This is a genomic window from Bacteroides sp. MSK.20.82, from assembly GCF_019052485.1.
Classification (GTDB): Bacteria; Bacteroidota; Bacteroidia; order Bacteroidales; family Bacteroidaceae; genus Bacteroides; species Bacteroides thetaiotaomicron.
In genome coordinates, this window is sequence record NZ_JAHQUN010000006.1 from 22,376 (window position 1) to 40,754 (window position 18,379).

Consider the following 18,379-nt stretch of genomic DNA (forward strand, 5'->3'; position numbering starts at 1 on the left):
AATCGAAATATTTGGAGGTTTGCTTGCAAACCTCTATCTTTGCACCGCTTTTTAACAGAAAGCGCATATGTTTGTCCTATGGTGTAATGGTAGCACAACAGTTTTTGGTTCTGTTTGTCTAAGTTCGAATCTTGGTAGGACAACCAAAAGGAAGCTCTGATAATCATTGATTATTGGAGCTTCCTTTTTTTATATCGTTTTGTATCATTGAAAATAGTCGTCAAACTCCTTCAAAACGTATTATAGTTCGTTAAAAAGATGTACATTGCATCAATTCTGGACATTTTTGGTGGATAATTGGAACAAAATTGCAAGGTTAACCCGTTTTCTTTTACTATTTTTGCATCGTGTACGTAAACGATGTGCATTTGAGAAAGAGAGCTTATTCAATAACTATAAATAAATAAGGTATGAAAACGAACTATGAAATTCGCTATGCTGCGCATCCCGAGGATGCAAAAAGTTATGATACTGCAAGAATCCGTCGCGATTTCTTAATCGAAAAAATATTTGTTCCCAACGAAGTGAATATGGTGTACTCCATGTACGACCGTATGGTTGTAGGCGGCGCGCTTCCGGTAGGAGAGGTGCTGACACTCGAAGCGATCGACCCGCTGAAGGCTCCGTTCTTCCTGACCCGTCGTGAAATGGGTATTTACAATGTAGGCGGACCGGGCGTAGTGAAGGCCGGAGATGCGGTTTTCGAACTTGACTATAAAGAAGCCCTCTACCTTGGTTCGGGCGACCGTGTGGTGACGTTCGAAAGCAAGGACGCTTCCAATCCTGCCAAATTCTATTTCAACTCACTGACCGCACACCGCAACTATCCCGACCGTAAAGTGACGAAAGCGGATGCCGTAGTGGCTGAAATGGGCTCGTTGGAAGGTTCCAACCACCGTAACATCAATAAGATGCTGGTCAATCAGGTATTGCCTACCTGTCAGCTGCAGATGGGTATGACGGAACTTGCTCCGGGAAGCGTATGGAACACGATGCCTGCCCACGTGCACAGCCGTCGTATGGAAGCTTACTTCTACTTCGAAATCCCCGAAGAGCACGCTATCTGCCACTTTATGGGTGAGGTGGACGAAACTCGTCACGTATGGATGAAGGGCGATCAGGCTGTTCTGTCTCCCGAATGGTCGATCCACTCGGCTGCGGCTACCCACAACTATACCTTTATCTGGGGTATGGGCGGTGAAAACCTCGATTATGGCGATCAGGACTTCTCATTAATTACAGATTTAAAATAAACAACTACAATAGTTTTCATCATTTAATAACAAAAAATTATGAATCAGTATTTGAATTTTTCTTTGAAAGGTAAAGTAGCTCTCGTTACAGGTGCTTCTTACGGTATCGGTTTTGCAATTGCTTCTGCTTACGCAGAACAAGGCGCTACTGTATGTTTTAACGACATCAACCAGGAGTTGGTAGACAAAGGCATGGCTGCCTATGCTGAAAAGGGAATTAAAGCTCACGGTTATGTATGCGACGTAACAGACGAACCGGCTGTTCAGGCAATGGTTGCTACTATCGAGAAAGAAGTAGGTACGATTGATATCCTTGTTAATAACGCCGGTATTATCCGCCGTGTTCCTATGCACGAAATGGAAGCTGCTGACTTCCGTCGTGTGATTGATATCGACTTGAACGCTCCGTTCATCGTTTCTAAGGCTGTGTTGCCTGCCATGATGAAGAAGCGTGCCGGTAAAATCATCAACATCTGCTCTATGATGTCTGAGCTGGGTCGTGAAACTGTATCGGCTTATGCTGCTGCCAAAGGTGGATTGAAGATGTTGACTCGCAATATCTGCTCTGAATATGGTGAATACAACATTCAGTGTAACGGCATCGGCCCGGGTTATATCGCTACTCCGCAAACTGCTCCTCTTCGTGAGAAACAAGCAGACGGAAGCCGTCACCCGTTCGATTCATTCATCTGCGCCAAGACTCCTGCCGGTCGTTGGTTGGATCCGGAAGAACTGACAGGTCCTGCCGTATTCCTGGCTTCTGAGGCTTCTAACGCTGTAAACGGTCATGTTCTTTACGTAGACGGTGGTATCCTGGCTTATATCGGAAAACAGCCGAAATAACGATAACAAGAGATTATTATAAGGTGATAGGGTGGTAAGGAGATTCTTTACCGCCTGTCACCTTATCGTTTTTCTGTTGAATAGTTTACGGTTTACATTTATCCCCTTTCGTTTTTTTACCTGATTCTATCCCCTTATTTGTTGTGTATAATATGAAGAAGATATTTATTTTGGCTGCTATTGCCCTGATGGGTTTTGCCTCTTGTGCTGACAGCAAGCAGTCAATGACGGTTACAGTGACCAATCCTCTGGCGTTGGAGCGCACAGGTGAAATGGTTGAAGTTCCGATGAGTGACGTTACAGCCAAGCTGCAGCTGGCTGATACGGCTCAGATCGTAGTGCTTGGTGAAGATGGCCAGCAAGTACCTTATCAAGTGACGTATGACGAGAAAGTGGTTTTCCCGGCTACGGTGAAAGCAAATGGCACAGCCACTTATACTATCCAATCCGGTACTCCCGACCCGTATAATGTAATTGCCTGCGGCCGCTATTATCCCGAACGTCTGGACGACGTGGCATGGGAGAATGACCTGGGCGGATACCGTGCCTATGGCCCTGCCTTGCAGAAGCGTGGTGAACGTGGTTTCGGCTACGACCTCTTTACGAAGTATAACACTACGGAACCGATTCTTGAAAGTCTTTACGCTGAAGAACTGGATAAGGAAAAGCGTGCCAGAATTGCCGAACTGAAAAAGACAGACCCTAAAGCGGCTGCCGAACTGCAAAATGCCATCTCTTATCACATTGACCACGGCTACGGAATGGATTGTTATGCCGTAGGTCCTACGCTGGGCTGCGGTACAGCCGCTCTGATGGCGGGTGATACGATTATCTATCCTTATTGCTATCGGACACAGGAAATCCTTGATAATGGCCCGCTGCGTTTCACAGTGAAGCTGGAATTTAACCCGTTGACTGTCCGTGGCGATTCTAACGTGGTGGAGACGCGTGTCATCACATTGGATGCCGGTTCGTATCTCAACAAAACCGTTGTTTCGTATACTAACCTGAAAGAAGCGATGCCTGTGACTACCGGAATCGTTCTTCGTGAACCGGACGGTGTGGTTACAGCAGACGCTGCAAACGGCTATATCACCTATGTAGACCCTACAACCGACAGAAGCGGCGGTAACGGTGAGATATTTATCGGCGCTGCATTTCCTTCACTGGTAAAAGAGGCAAAGACCGTTCTTTTCCCGGAAAAGGAGAAGAAGGAGCTGCGCGGTGGAGCTGACGGTCATGTATTGGCAATCAGCGAGTATGAACCGGGCTCGGAATATACTTATTACTGGGGTTCTGCCTGGGATAAGGCTGCTATCAAGACGGTTGATGCGTGGAATGCGTATATGGCTGAGTATGCGCAGAAGGTGCGTACACCGTTGACGGTGACTTACTAAGACGGTAGTTAATAAACTCTGGTACAAGCATTCTAATATGTCACGACAGGTCTTAATATCTGACTTCTCAGGTATTAATACTTGTCGCGTCAGTTATTAATACCTGAGAAGTCAAGTATTAATAGCTGAGAACCCAGTTATATAAGGCTCTCCTTATTTCATTCGAAAGGCTGAAATAAGGGGAGTTTTATTGTCGGGTAGAATATGGGTATAACAAGAAAAACGGTTTTATAAGAGATTTCCTAGTGTGAGTACTATATAAACGAATAATGCAGTACTTAAAATGTATATCCTATCACTCCTGACCATCCATTAACGAGGGCTGATTTTTCCATCATGTCTCTTAAGCCTTTGAATTGAGCGCGTATGCATATCATTTGTTTGTTTTTCCGCGAAAGTTTGAAGTTTACTCCCGCATTGGCGTAATAGCCAGGGTAGACACCATCCAGCCATCTCTCGCTCTTATCATTTATCTTTATCTTGGCATTGATCATTCCACTGAAGTCTGCTCCAAGCTCAACAAATGGTCGCGCCATTCCTTTCGGATAGGTATAGCGTATTCCTAACTTACCCGAAAACATTGTTCCGCTATGTTTAAATATAGTGGATGAATTTTCATTATTCAATGATCTTGCAGAGGATGTTATGCGGGAAAAAGACACATCAAAACAACCACTGAGCGAACTCATCCACCGTCTATTGCTGATAGCTAAAGTGACTCCTGCCAGGTAAGATAGTTCGGGTGAGCTATAGAGCCCGATCGGACTACCCGATGGTACATTATATTGAATAACTCCTACATAAGGAGTTATATCTAACTGTATTGAACGTTTATCTTCTTTTGCTTCAAATTCAATGCAATCTTCATTGCTGGTACACATTGCATAATGATATTCTTTTGTGATTTTTATTATCTCCTTTCGGCTGAAACGGGCCCGGTCTATTTGGGGAGCCAGGCTTGGGCAGTCTTTGAATGCGTAATGAAGAAGGGGAATATATCGGTCAGTCTGGCCTTTAAACTGTATATTGGTAGCCTGCTTGGACAGTTTGGGCGCATCTATTTTTACAAGGGTATTATTATCTTCAACAAAATAGATTGGTATGTTATCTTCTGTCTCATAGTAGTACAAGCTTTTCATTCCTTGTAGCAAATATTCGAGAAAGACGGGGGTAGAGACACCGTATTTCAATTCTATGTTCTTGGAGACATAGTATTTACCGTCGTCTGTAAAACGGTATCCCAAGATTTCGAAAGGATGATAGGTTACTGGTTCGGTATCATTACCTTGTGATTGAAAGACGCAGCGTTTAGCATTCATCTTATCTGTACGGTAGTCGATTTCTCCATATATTGTGTCTTTCTGAACAGTGATGATAAATCCCGGACGATAGTTGTTTTGTGCGTAAAGTACAGGGATTAATAGTAGGCATGTCTTTAAACATATTAGTCGGAAAAGAATCATTTTCATATGTGTGATTGTTGGTTTAACTTTTTTGTGTGTCCGAAAGATACGAATTAATTTAATAATAACATCATCTTTTGTATTGCTTTTTATATGGAAAAGGATAATGTAAAGGGTGTCCAATGTTGAACACCCTTTATATGAATAATTAATGTAAAGCTAAATCTTATACATGTTAGAGAGACAGACTTAGCTAAGCACGCTTGCCGTCTTATTTGCTTAGTGTAAGAGCGTTGAATTTCTCCAACCATCCTGCACTTCCTGTTCCCGCAGCACCGGAGAATGCCCAGTAGGCAATGCCATTGACTACGTCTCCATCCCAGGAGCCATTATCACCAAATACCAATGCAAATTTGCCATTGATGGATGACGGATAAGCAACATATTGCGTTGACATATCCCAACTGACATATCCACCTTCAGACAATGTTACTGTATAGATGTTATATCTCCCAGCGTATGTTCCTAAATTAAGACCTCCCATTGTGAGTAAGGCCTCTCCATTATAGATTAACGGTAGGTCAAAGAAATTGGAAATACCTGACAAGTAGAAGATGGTAGGTTCCTCTTCATCCTGAACTACTTCTATTTCTCCAGCTAGAGTACTATCATCTCCATCAACAAAGGATACTCTCCATTTGCCTGCGATGTCTTTCAATTCATACTCTCCAAGATGATAGTAAATCGTTTTTTTACCTGCGGTAACTTTAACTGCCGCTCCTCGTGGGGTTTTATCAGCACTCGCAGCAACATTAAATGTTATAGTTCTGTTTTCTTCGTCAAGTGTGTATGATAACCAACTTTGGGCTTCGGCGGGTACTTCTATTGAATAAGATGCTGTGGTTGAGAAAGATACTGTAGCAGAACCACCGGCATAAGTAAAAGCATGCCCCAATTCTGATTTATTATACAGAATAACACAGCCACCCTGTGAAACAGGAACCAAAGTGGATGCTTCACCATCTGTTATGGTTACTGCTGCCGTACGTCCGGACATGTCATTATTTTCAATGACAGAAACATTTATAATATCTCCATTCACGCTTACGGTACACCAATCTTTATTGGAGGTAGCAGTAATTTCACTTATTGCGTTAACTTTTATTGTACCGGTTCCTCCAGCAGATTCAAATGTGACATTTGAGCTAACAATCTGCAAAGAAGATGTTTCTTTATCGTCGTCGTTACTACATGAGAAGACGAATACGCATAATAATAATGCAAATATGCTTGTTATTTTCTTCATAATATGCTGTTTGTTAATTAATCAACTTTTATCAATGTTACATCTTGGAACATTGTAGAGAATCCATACCAACCGTCTGTTTTTTGATATACCAGCAACATAAGGGTGCAAATAGGATTGTTTACATAAGTGAACTTAATTGTAAGCGGATCTGTATTTGCAATACGTCCTTGGAATACAGCTGAGTCATCTGCATAGAAATTGCCTCCAGGAATTCCTGGATATAATAATACGTTGTAACCTTGATATACGCCAACTGTCTGAGAAGGTACATCAATACAGTCTGTTGTCATATTATAGTTATAGACAAATTCAATAGGAGTACCACTCAAAGCAAAATTCATTGCAAATGATTTTCCTATCATTTTTTGTTTGAGCTCAAGTTGTATACGTTGCCCATTTGCTAATTGTAGTATATAGTTGCCTAAATAGTTGAGATATCCTTCCGGACAATAGAATTCTATTTTTGCATCTACACCTGTATCTGTACAAATATATGTAAGGTTTTCATTATCCCATTTGAAGTTGTTTATTTCTACTCCATTAACTACTAATGGTTCATACATTTTAATGCCTTCCTCTGTATATATGAACGGATATAGACTTACGGTTGTTTCACCGGTTTCGTCTACTTTGGTAACTGAGAAGGCATGCTCTTCCTGTCCCATTTTAGTTATTTCCTGACCATTCACAATTAACTTATAGGTTACATATGAAGCCTGTGAAGCGACATTGGCAATATTGGTCAGTTTCTCTTGCCAATTTGTTTCAGCAGGCAGAGGTGTCATGATCAACGTTACTCCATGTTTTTTCCCAGTCAGTACGATCTTTTCTTTTGAAACGCTTCTGAAGACGAACTCATAATCTCCGGCATATCCTGGTGAATTATAACCACTCGGTTCACAGAATTCGTGAATTAATTCATTGTATGAATCAAAACTTAATTCTGTTCCCTGGTATGATTCAACTTTATACAAGGAAGTAGATTCTTCTCCAATTTCGTAATTATCTGTAGCGAAATCTGCAGCCATAATTACATTATTGCCATCAAATCGTGCCAAAACATTGAAGCCACCATATTCTCCGTCTTCTCCTGTATAATACTCGAGTAACCACCCATTGGCTGCGCCCTTTAAAATCTCCTGACATTCGTTGACGGAGGCTATAGCCCGTTGTGCAGAAGATTCATCAAAGATATCATCTTCATTAAACAGACACGATTGCATCATCAGGCAAACGCAAGTCAGTAAGCCATATATTTTAATCTTTCTCATATCCTACAATTATTAAAGCGTACTTAAATCTAATTCGGTAATTTCACTTTGCCGGCGCAAAACAATTTCGCGCAATTTGTCTAAATCAAGTCCCCAGGAATTGAGCATGTAATCAAATACAATCTCAAATTTCTTTTCTATGATCGGTCTTCCTGTTGTGCCGGCACTTGCTAGCATATCTTCCCAAGTACTAGCGTCATTGGTGACATAAATAGCAACCATCTCCGCAAAATCTTCCGTAGCACGGTCCATTGCATAAGGAGAGATAAATCCTTTTTGCAGAGCAACCGACTCAGATACCCTATACCAGCTTGAACCTACGTAGTCGGATTCCGATATACGATCGTATGATGTATCATAGGCTTTTTTCTGATTAAGAATATGTGTAAATTCATGATGCATTGTCTTGAAATAGTACTCATTTAATTGAGCTACACTGAGATTGTTTTTATCTATTTCATTTACACGAAACAGGGTTACTTTCATTCCTCCTTCAGCTTGTCCGAGGATCATACCTGACTCGGTATAAGCAACATTTCCAATGAACTGGAGTAGCTTAGGGACATACGTACGGGTCATGTCAATTCCCCATATTTCGTCATAAGCTTCCATCCATACAAATTTTACAATCTTAGCCAATGTAATTGCGTTGTCATACTTGGCTGGAACCAGATGATATTCTACATCCGTTTCATTGTCATCCAGACGATATTTTACCTGGATATTATAAGTGTAAACATAGTTGTCAAGTAGCCATTTGTCAAACTCGTTGGGCTCATAAACTTCAGTAGGATCAAATATACTGCGTTTGGTATCAATATCATCTTTATTACATGAGCCTAAAAAAACGGCTATAGTAACGATCAATGTATATATTATATATTTTTTCATAACTTATCGATTTTTATTTAGTTCTAGGGTTTGGTTTTAATCCGGCTGAAATAACATCGCTCGGTATCTGTATTGCTCGACGAGGATCATTGGGTTCCAGCTTATCTGTGACGGTAATAGTACCATTATCATTCATTAAACGACGATAGATAGTAATACCGTAGCGTTTAATATCCTGCCAGCGTAACCCTTCATGTAAAGTTGTTAAACGTCGTGCATGAAGTATGCAGTGGATTACATTTTCCTGTGTTTCATTTGTTATAGTAAAGTCGGGATTCAATTTTTTCTTAACTGTAGATTCAGTAGGAGTGTAATATTCCATGCTTCCGTAGAAATCGTTTATAGATTCTGTGGTAAGCGGGGTAGTAGAACGTGTGTATGCTTCTCGCCATATATTTAAATCAGCAATTGCCTGTGGATACATTTCTTTCATCGCATAAGCTTCTGCACGACAGAGTAATGTTTCATCTGTAGTAAATGCTGCATTGATCATGTGTCCGTTGATTGTTCCGGCTACTGCGTCAACCACTTCTTTATATTGAGTTATTTTCATAACAACGATTTTGGTCGGCAGTGCACTTGAGTTACTCCAAACACCCATATAATAGTCACTTCCCCAAGGACCGACGGAATTGCATGTCTCATTGCCTACTTTCGGTCCATGGGCGTATCTTTCGCCTAGTCCATAAGGTGCATGAACATATCCCCAATAAGAACCTGCACTGACCAATAATAAGTTAGCGCCATTCGTTGCATCTACATAAGCATTTGGCTGAACACTGCCATTTATGTCTAGTGCACCCAAAGATTTCCAGTCGCGTACAGAGGTGGCTGGATTGCTTCCTAATACTTTTGTTGCGTAATCGATCACCTTAGTGTAATTGGATTTATCCGATTTTACATAGTACAAGTAAAAGCGTGCAGCAAAAGCTTGAGCTGCTTTCTTTGTAAAGTGATATTTGGGGACTGCATAAATATCAGTAACCAGATCTAGACCTTCCAATAGATCTTTCTCAATATTTTGGTATACCTCCTCTAGAGTTCCGCGTTGATAATCAGGGCTTACGGTTGTCTCTATCGTTTTCATGTAGGGGATACCCAAGTCTGAACTTGCTTGGCTGCTATAAGCGTTACAAAATATATTGGCAAGTAAAAAATGAGCATAGGCGCGACATACTAGGGCTTCTCCCTTTTCAGCGCTAAGAGAAGCTGGATTTCCTGCGTCTTCAATCACTTTCAAAACCTCGTTGCAGGCAGAGATTGCCATATAGCAAGATTCCCAAAGTGCATGGGGAGAGTCCTGATCTTGTTCTGCAGAGTCTGCCCACTTATAGAGATCTTCTTGCAAACGGTTGAAAGAAGAAAAGCGATTCGGATAAGCATCAGTATTGTCTGATGACATTTCCCCCATCTCACAGATTGCTGTAGTAGGATAGGCGGAAAGTAATATTTTGCCAACATTGTTTTCATTCAGCTCGGTACGATTGTCGGGAAGCTCATCTAAGAAATTAGAACACGATGAGAGCCCTATTGCGAGCGCGGCCACACTGGCCATTATTATGTATTTCTTCATATTCGTTCTTATTTTAAATTATAACCCCAGTCTTAAAGTAATAGTAAATTGGCGGGGAACCGGTGAGGCAACACCACCTGCATTAAAGAATTCCGGGTCCTGACCATTTAGCTTATCATCCGCATAGATTAAGAAAAGGTTGGTGGCTTGGACTTTCAGCGAGAGGTCTGTTAACTTCAATGGGTTGATCCATGCTTTGGGGAAGTCATAAGCCAGTGAGATTTCTTTCAGACGGATAAAATCCCCCTTTGCAATGCGTTCTGTTGAATAATTGTAAGCATTGTAGGCATACTTCAAGTCTTCATTGCTGTCGTACATACGTTTGCTCAAAATAGCAGGAACATTAGTCTTTGCTTCGTCTCCGGGGAGTGTCCATCGATTTTTAAATTCACGAGTCATTGCCGTTAGATCCGAATAATATGCTTTGAATACGGGATTTAAACGGATAACATTTCCAAATGAATAAGTGATAAATAAATTCAAACGGAAACCTTTGTATGAGAACATATTACCCAAACTACCTGTAATGGTAGGATCAGTCGGACCTTCATACTTCAGGAAACCAGTATTTTGGCGTTCCTGGAAATTTATATCGGTACTAGTCGCTTCGCCCTTTTCATTTATAATGACTGGAATACCATCTTTGTCGAGACCTACAAATGGGATAGAGAATAGCCCACGAACCGGATAGCCTTGTTTAGCGAATCCATTACCGGAAATAAGCTCCATCACATTCGCATTTTGTTTCAAATCAGTGACTTCATTTTTTGCATTAGAGAATATAAAGTCGGTGTTCCAGTTGAAATCTTTTGTTTTAATATTCTTAGTTGATAAAGTGAATTCAATACCATGTGATTTCATTGAAGCGATATTTGCATACTTCAGGATCTGTCCACCTGCGCCTTGTGTATTAACGATACCAATCAAGTCGTAGTTGTTACGTTTGTACCAGTCTACAGCTAAATTAATGCGGTTATTCAAGAAGCCCATGTCGGCACCAATATTCAACTCGTGCTTCTTTTCATAAGTTAATTCGCTATTTTCTAGTTCCTTAATATACAATCCGGACTCCTGGATAGAAGTAAATGGTCGATAAGGACTATAGCTGGTTATAATAGCCTGTGAGTTTGTTACGTCTGCCGGACCGCGGTCGGCTGTTAACGAATAAGATGCTTTCAGTGTAAAGTGTGAAAGAACAGAAGTTAAATTGCTGAAGAATTTTTCTTCGTGGGCATTCCATGCTCCTGATACGTTCCATGTAGGTAACCAACGTGCCGAGCGGCTCTTACCCATACGGTTAGTACCTTCGTAGCGGGCTGTTCCATTCACAGTATAACGACCTTTATAAGAGTAGGTAGCATTGGCGAAGAAGGCGGCACTACGGCTACGGGTCTGACTCAATGAGTAGTAATTATTGCCGTCTTCGATACCTTTTTTGAAGAATTCATATACATAGTAGGGTATTTCGCCCATTGAGTATTGCATACCCCACCCTTGATAGTAATTCTTTGATCGGTCTGTAGAGTTGATTTCTGTTCCTGCAAAGAAGTTAGTGATATGTATATCATTAAATACGTGGTTCCAACTAGCTGTAGCTCGGAAGTCATAACCTAGCATCTTATAGTCTCTACGTTGATAAATACCACCTTCCGGTAAGATAGAGATCGGTAGTGCATATGGATTATCTGGGTTCTTATAAAGAAATGGATTGCGGTCCATAATTGTCTTGTCATCTAGACCTGCACGATAAGCCGATGCCTGGTTTGACTGGTCTTTAATGTTGTGCTCCTGTGAAGTTGATTGATACTTCACGGCTCCCAAAGCGCTTAGCTCTAATCCGGTAATTGGTTTCCATTTCAACTCGCCTTGGAACTTTAAATCTGCAATGTTCAGTTCCATGTAATTGTTGTCCAATTCGTTCAGAATGTTGAAATCAGCATAGTTGCTGGTGTAATAAGTGTTTGGGTCTAATGTACGTGAAGTATTCAATGCATATGAATAGGGGTTGATGTCAAATTCACGTTTTACCTGACCGTTTACTAGGTCAATGTCTTGTCCTAAAGTTCCCGGTGCTTTTTGCTTACGATAAGAAGCACTTGATATCAAGTTTATGCTTAGGTTCTTTAAGATATTATGATTCATATTTAAGTTGGCTGTATAGCGATCAACTCCACTTTGCTTGTACCATCCCGGATCGTGCATAGCACTTAAAGAAGCATAGAACGATGACTTTTCTGTACCAGAGCTAAGACTTACAGAATGATTCTGACTTAGACTGGGAGAGAAAAGTGTGTCAAACCAATCGGTATTTCTCATTTCAGCTTCACGTAGATAGGCATTTTTAGCTTCGTCAGTATTTAATAACGCATATTGTCCGGTAGTAGGATCGTATGTGTTAATTAACTGATACATCTTTCCGTATACACCACTTTCTGCAGTACGGGAGGTTTCAGCGAAATTTAACCAGCCTTTCTGTTGCATTTCTTTGTATACTCCCATCTGATCTTGCGAGTTCATGATGTTAAAGTCATTGTAGCTTGGTACTAAACGGGTAGTAAATTCACCGGTATAGCTTATTCTACTGACTCCAGCTTTACCTTTCTTTGTAGTAACAACGATTACACCTGCCATTGCACGTGCGCCATAGATTGAGGTTGCTGAGCCGTCTTTCAAAATCTGAAAGCTTTCAATATCATCTGCGTTCAGACCGGCAATAGCCGAACTAATCAGAGTTTCAGCATCGCCTGAAGATAGTTGATCAGCGCTGACTTCTACAGCGTCTTCCATAATAACTCCATCCACTACCCATAATGGTTTGGAACTACCATAAATGGAGGTAGCACCGCGAACGCGGATTTTGGGAGCTGTACCAAATGTACCGGATACATTCTGGACTGACACACCCGCAGCACGGCCTTCAAGACCACGGCTGATATCTGCCATACCATTAAGTTTTACGCCTTCTGCATCAAGTTTTGTTGCAGCTCCCGTGAAAAGGCGCTTGTCCATTTTTTGCATACCGGTTACCACTACTTCCTCCAGAACTTCTGCATCTGGTTTCATCAGAATTCTTATTGTTCCTGTTTTGATAGGAATCTCCTGAGTTTTCATTCCAATGTAGCTAATTTTCAAAGTTCTAGCAGAACTTGGTACATCGTTTATGGTAAACTTACCATCGATATCGGTGACTGTTCCCATCGTTGTACCTTTCACTAATACGGATGCTCCCACAACAGGCTGATCATCTTCTTCAGAAATGACGACACCTGTCACCTTTTTAGGTGTTTGGGCAATCACTAGACCTATGCTTGCCAGCAAGCAGGCCAATAACAGCATTAATTTTCTTTTCATAAACACTCTTTATTATTATAAGAATTAGTAAGTCGCTTATTTTCGCTTAGTGCTATTTTGCAAATATAAGCACATATTTATAAATACAAAACAATTATTCAAAATAAATTTGAAAACTATTGCAAATACATTATGATAGTTATGAAAACAAATACATATCATCAAACTATCATAATGTCATATTTCTGTCAGTATATGCAAATTTAGCCTTGTTTAAATAATCATTATGTCATCTAAACACTCCCTTTTTATCTTTAACTAAGCCTTGAATAATATAAAAATTATATTAGATATAAATAATTAGTATGAAAATAGGTTATAGGAGAATATGATACAATTATGTGTTACGTAAAAAAGAGAAAATAAAATAAGTTCTGCTAGAACTTTGAAGATTAGCTATATCGGATTGAAAACTCAGGAGGTCCCCATAAAAGCAGGAACGATAAGAATTCTGATGAAACCAGATGCAGAAGTTCTGGAGGAAGTAGTGGTAACCGGCATGCAAAAAATGGACAAACGCCTTTTTACTGGTGCAACTCAACAATTAACAGCTGATAATGTAAAATTGGATGGTCTCCCTGATATTAGCCGTGGACTTGAAGGCCGTGCTGCGGGTGTGTCAGTCCAGAACGTATCCGGTACGTTTGGTACTGCTCCTAAAATTCGTGTACGTGGTGCTACTTCCATTTATGGTAGCTCCAAACCATTATGGGTGGTGGATGGAGTTATTATGGAAGATGCTATTGATGTGGGACCTGATGATTTATCTTCAGGTGATGCTGAAACTCTGATTAGTTCGGCTATTGCTGGTTTAAATTCCGATGATATTGAGAGCTTTCAGATTTTGAAAGACGGTTCAGCAACCTCAATCTATGGTGCACGTGCAATGGCAGGTGTAATCGTTGTTACTACAAAGAAAGGTAAAGCCGGAGTCAGCAAAATTAATTATACGGGTGAGTTTACTACGCGTATGGTGCCCTCATACAAAGAGTTCAATATTATGAATTCTCAGGAGCAAATGGGAATATATAAAGAATTGGAGCAAAAAGGTTGGTTGAATAGTGCTGATTTATTTCGTGCAAAGAATTCAGGTGTGTACGGACGTATGTATAAACTGATCGACCAGTTTAATGAAACGAATGGTCAATTTGGGCTGATGAATACTTTAGAAGCACGTAATGCTTATTTGACCGAAGCCGAAATGCGTAATACCGACTGGTTTGATGTATTATTCTCAAATAATATTTCACAGAATCACTCTGTAAGTATTACTTCAGGTTCTGATAAATCATCTTTTTATGCGTCATTGAGTGCCATGCTTGATCCGGGATGGTATAAGCAGAGTGAAGTGAAACGTTATACAGCCAATTTGAATACGACTTATAATATCTTAAAGAACCTAAGCATAAACTTGATATCAAGTGCTTCTTACCGTAAACAGAATGCACCAGGTACCATGAACTCATCATTGGACGTTGCGGCAGGTCAGGTTACACGTGATTTTGATATCAACCCCTATTCATACGCACTGAATACTTCACGTACATTAGATCCTAATACAGATTATGTGGCTAATTATGCTCCATTTAATATTCTCCGTGAATTGGACAATAATTTTATTGAGTTGAATGTTGTTGATGTAAAGTTCCAGGGGGAGTTGAAATGGAAGGTGTTGCAGGGTCTAGAAGTCAGTGCGCTGGGTGCTGTGCGTTATCAATCATCATCACAAGAACATAATATAATGGATGATTCTAATCAAGCAATTGCTTATCGTACGGGGTTGGACGATGCTACTATTCGTGATGAAAACGACTGGTTGTATAAGAATCCAGATAACCCATATGCATTACCTATTTCGATTCTTCCTGAAGGAGGTATTTATCAGCGTCAAGATCGTAAGATGTTGGGACTGGATTTCCGTGGTACTGTATCATGGAATCATCTATTTGCAGAAAAGCATATAACTAATCTTTTTGCAGGAATGGAAGTAAATGATCTTCAACGCTCTAACTCTTCATTCCAAGGATGGGGTATGCAATATTCTATGGGTGAGATTCCATCATATGTTTATCAGTACTTTAAGAAAGGTATTGAGACTGGAGAAAAGTATTATTCTATGGGGCATACTAGATATCGGAGTGTAGCTACATTTGCAAATGCTACTTATTCGTATGACGGACGTTATACGCTGAATGGTACTTTCCGCTATGAAGGAACTAATAGAATGGGGCGTAGCCGTTCTGCTCGTTGGCTGCCAACGTGGAATCTTTCTGCAGCGTGGAATGTTCATGAAGAGAAATTCTTCCAATCACTTCAACCAACGCTTTCAAATTTGACATTTAAGGCATCTTACTCATTGACAGCTGATCGTGGTCCGGCTGATGTAACAAATTCACAAGCTATTATTAAGAGTTATTCACCTTATCGTCCTTTCACTGATATTCAAGAAACGGGTCTTCATATAGTGGATTTGGAAAATAGTGAATTAACGTATGAAAAGAAGCATGAATTGAATATAGGAGTGGATGTAGGTTTTATTAATAATCGCATTAATCTTTCAGCTGACTGGTACACGCGCAATAACTATGACCTGATTGGGTTGATTCCAACACAAGGAGTGGGAGGTACTATTTATAAATATGCCAATGTAGCTACAATGAAGTCACATGGTATTGAATTTACCCTTTCAACCAGCAATATTAAAACGAAAGACTTCTCATGGAATTCTGATTTTATTTTTTCTCATGCTAAGAATGAAGTTACTGATTTGCGAGGACGTACTCGTATGATGGAACTTGTTTCGGGAAATGGATTTGCACGTGAAGGATATCCTGTGCGCGGGCTTTTCTCCATTCCTTTTGCAGGTTTGGATGAAAAAGGTATTCCTATGTTCGATATCAATGGAAATATAACATCGACTGATATTAATTTCCAGGAACGTGAGAAGTTAGATTATTTGAAATATGAAGGTCCGACAGATCCTACAATAACTGGTAGTTTCGGTAACGTTTTTGCATATAAAGGGTTTAAACTCAATGTATTCATGACTTATTCATTTGGTAATGTTGTTCGTTTGAATCCATATTTTAATTATAAATATTCCGATTTGAGTGCTATGCCTCGTGAATTCAAGAATCGTTGGACGCTTTCTGGGGATGAGGCAAAGACTAATATTCCTGCAATCTTGAGTAATCCGCAATATGAAGCAAACCGAACATTGTATAAAGCTTACAATGCTTACAATTATTCTACAGAGCGAATTGCAAAAGGTGATTTTATCCGTATGAAAGAAATCTCACTTTCTTATGAGTTTCCTAAGAGCTGGATTTCTGCTGCGAAGATTTCCAATCTTTCTTTGAAGTTACAGGCAACTAATTTATTCCTTATTTATGCAGATAAGAAATTGAATGGTCAAGATCCTGAATTCTTTAATACTGGTGGTGTAGCTTCACCGGTGCCACGTCAGTTTACATTAACTCTGCGTTTAGGATTGTAAGAGAATGATTTTAATAATAAAAAAAAAGATTAAAGATGAGACGAAATCAATTATATATTCCATTGTTCATCGCAACGCTTGCTATTGTCGGTAGCTCTTGTAATGATTTTCTTGACGAATTACCAGATAACCGGACGGAGCTGAATTCTGAGCAAAAAATAGCTAAAATGCTTGTTTCTGCTTATCCGGAAGGATCTGCGAATGAACTGTTTGAACTTTATAGTGATAATACCGACGATAACAGTGCCAGATATTCTTATTATAAGTTATCTGAGGAAGAGTGCTATAACTGGAAAGATACCCAGGAAGAATATCAGGATACGCCTACAAATCTTTGGGAAACCCATTATATAGCTATTGCTTCTGCTAACATGGCTTTGGAAGAGATTGAGAAACGGGGAAATCCGGAATCGTTGATGCCGCAGCGAGGAGAGGCTCTTGTTTGTCGGGCGTACAATCATTTTGTATTAGCAAATATTTTTTGTAATGCTTATAATACTCATGCATCACAGGAATTAGGTATTCCTTATATGACTAAAGTTGAAACAACTGTGCAACCACAATACGGGCGGGGTACTTTGCAGGAGACTTATGAGAAGATTGAGAAGGACTTATTAGATGGTATGGCTCTTATTTCCGATGATAGTTATTCTGTGCCGAAATATCATTTCACAAGGAAAGCTGCATATGCTTTTGCTGCACGTTTCTATCTTTATTATATGAAGCCTGACTTTTCTAATTGTGATGAGGTGATAAAATATGCAGATCGTGTGTTGGGAAGTGATCCTGCTGCCGAATTACGGGATTGGGAAGCGTTGGGAAAACTCTCTGCTAATGATAATGTACAGCCCGACGCATATATTGCTTCTACAAGTAAGGCTAACTTGTTGATAGGTAGTACCGTATCTAACTGGGGTATTATTCTGAGTAATTACATGACAGGAAAACGTTATCTACATAATAAGTTAATTGCTTCTTACGAAACATCACGTTCTTCCGGATTATGGGGTATCCCTGACCGCATGTATATGCAGCCTTTTACAACATCGGGCTATGAATGCAGTATGTTGAGAAAGGGCGGTTATTATGCTGGTGACTACCTGTATTATATGCCTGTGATTTTCTCTACAGACGAGACTTTGCTTTGCAGGGCTGAGGCTTATACGCTGAAAAAGAACTATCCAATGGCTGCTGCAGATCTTACTACATGGGAGAAAGCATATACTTCTAATAAGCAAACTTTAACTCCGGGGATGATAAATGAGTATTATGATAAGATGGATTATTACAATCCGACACAAAATCCGACTCCCAAGAAAAAGCTTCAGCCTGATTTTACTATTGAATCAGGTATACAGGAGAACTTTATTCACTGCATTCTGCATATGAGACGTATTGCTACTTTGCACGAAGGTCTGCGCTGGCCGGATATTAAACGTTATGGAATTGTTATCTATCGCCGTTCTATTGCTAATAACAATATAGTCGTAACAGATGAAATGCCGGTAAATGACGCAAGACGTGCTATGCAAATTCCTAAGAGTGTAGTTCTGGCAGGAATGCAACCCAATCCACGTACTGAAAATTAAAAG

The 18,379-nt window shown here is 40.2% G+C and carries 11 protein-coding genes and 1 tRNA gene; 6 read left to right on the forward strand and 6 right to left on the reverse strand.

Annotated elements, in window-relative coordinates; all coding sequences use genetic code 11:
- The first annotated feature begins 72 nt into the window (after nucleotides 1–72).
- The 4 genes from KTR07_RS08075 (at nucleotide 73) to KTR07_RS08090 (ending at nucleotide 3,493) form a co-directional block, all read left to right on the forward strand.
- Nucleotides 73–146, forward strand: a tRNA-Gln gene (locus KTR07_RS08075).
- Between the two features lie 264 nt (nucleotides 147–410).
- Complete coding sequence (gene kduI, locus KTR07_RS08080; RefSeq protein ID WP_008762839.1) at nucleotides 411–1,253, forward strand: 5-dehydro-4-deoxy-D-glucuronate isomerase; 843 nt, start codon at nucleotides 411–413, stop codon at nucleotides 1,251–1,253.
- A gap of 39 nt (nucleotides 1,254–1,292) precedes the next feature.
- Entirely contained in the window at nucleotides 1,293–2,096 is an 804-nt protein-coding gene (locus KTR07_RS08085; RefSeq protein WP_008762840.1) for a gluconate 5-dehydrogenase, read from the forward strand.
- A 152-nt stretch (nucleotides 2,097–2,248) separates the two neighbouring features.
- Nucleotides 2,249–3,493 carry a DUF4861 domain-containing protein gene (locus KTR07_RS08090; protein WP_217315317.1) on the forward strand — a complete coding sequence of 415 codons (1,245 nt, stop codon included), beginning with the start codon at nucleotides 2,249–2,251 and terminating at the stop codon, nucleotides 3,491–3,493.
- Nucleotides 3,494–3,771: 278 nt separating this feature from the next.
- Here KTR07_RS08090 and KTR07_RS08095 read toward each other — a convergent pair whose 3' ends face one another.
- The 6 genes from KTR07_RS08095 to KTR07_RS08120 all read right to left on the reverse strand — a co-directional run bounded on the left by KTR07_RS08095 (nucleotide 3,772) and on the right by KTR07_RS08120 (nucleotide 13,291).
- Entirely contained in the window at nucleotides 3,772–4,962 is a 1,191-nt protein-coding gene (locus KTR07_RS08095; RefSeq protein ID WP_008762842.1) for a hypothetical protein, read from the reverse strand.
- 205 nt (nucleotides 4,963–5,167) lie between these two features.
- Complete coding sequence (locus tag KTR07_RS08100) at nucleotides 5,168–6,202, reverse strand: BACON domain-containing protein (protein ID WP_008762843.1); 1,035 nt, start codon at nucleotides 6,200–6,202, stop codon at nucleotides 5,168–5,170.
- Between the two features lie 17 nt (nucleotides 6,203–6,219).
- A complete protein-coding gene (locus tag KTR07_RS08105) occupies nucleotides 6,220–7,476 on the reverse strand; it encodes a DUF4302 domain-containing protein (RefSeq protein WP_118337566.1) in 1,257 nt (418 codons plus the stop codon).
- A 12-nt stretch (nucleotides 7,477–7,488) separates the two neighbouring features.
- Nucleotides 7,489–8,367 (reverse strand): putative zinc-binding metallopeptidase, encoded by an 879-nt coding sequence (locus KTR07_RS08110; RefSeq protein WP_008762845.1) that lies wholly within the window; start codon nucleotides 8,365–8,367, stop codon nucleotides 7,489–7,491.
- A 13-nt stretch (nucleotides 8,368–8,380) separates the two neighbouring features.
- On the reverse strand, nucleotides 8,381–9,940 hold the full coding sequence (locus tag KTR07_RS08115; protein ID WP_008762846.1) for a RagB/SusD family nutrient uptake outer membrane protein: 1,560 nt from the start codon (nucleotides 9,938–9,940) through the stop codon (nucleotides 8,381–8,383).
- An 18-nt stretch (nucleotides 9,941–9,958) separates the two neighbouring features.
- Nucleotides 9,959–13,291, reverse strand: a complete 3,333-nt coding sequence (locus tag KTR07_RS08120; protein ID WP_008767463.1) for a SusC/RagA family TonB-linked outer membrane protein — start codon at nucleotides 13,289–13,291, stop codon at nucleotides 9,959–9,961.
- A 367-nt stretch (nucleotides 13,292–13,658) separates the two neighbouring features.
- On the opposite strand from KTR07_RS08120, the gene KTR07_RS08125 reads away from it, so the two are divergent.
- Both KTR07_RS08125 and KTR07_RS08130 read left to right on the forward strand, forming a co-directional pair.
- Entirely contained in the window at nucleotides 13,659–16,787 is a 3,129-nt protein-coding gene (locus tag KTR07_RS08125) for a SusC/RagA family TonB-linked outer membrane protein (RefSeq protein WP_032841336.1), read from the forward strand.
- Nucleotides 16,788–16,822: 35 nt separating this feature from the next.
- On the forward strand, nucleotides 16,823–18,376 hold the full coding sequence (locus tag KTR07_RS08130) for a RagB/SusD family nutrient uptake outer membrane protein (protein ID WP_008767465.1): 1,554 nt from the start codon (nucleotides 16,823–16,825) through the stop codon (nucleotides 18,374–18,376).
- The last annotated feature ends 3 nt before the right edge of the window (nucleotides 18,377–18,379 follow it).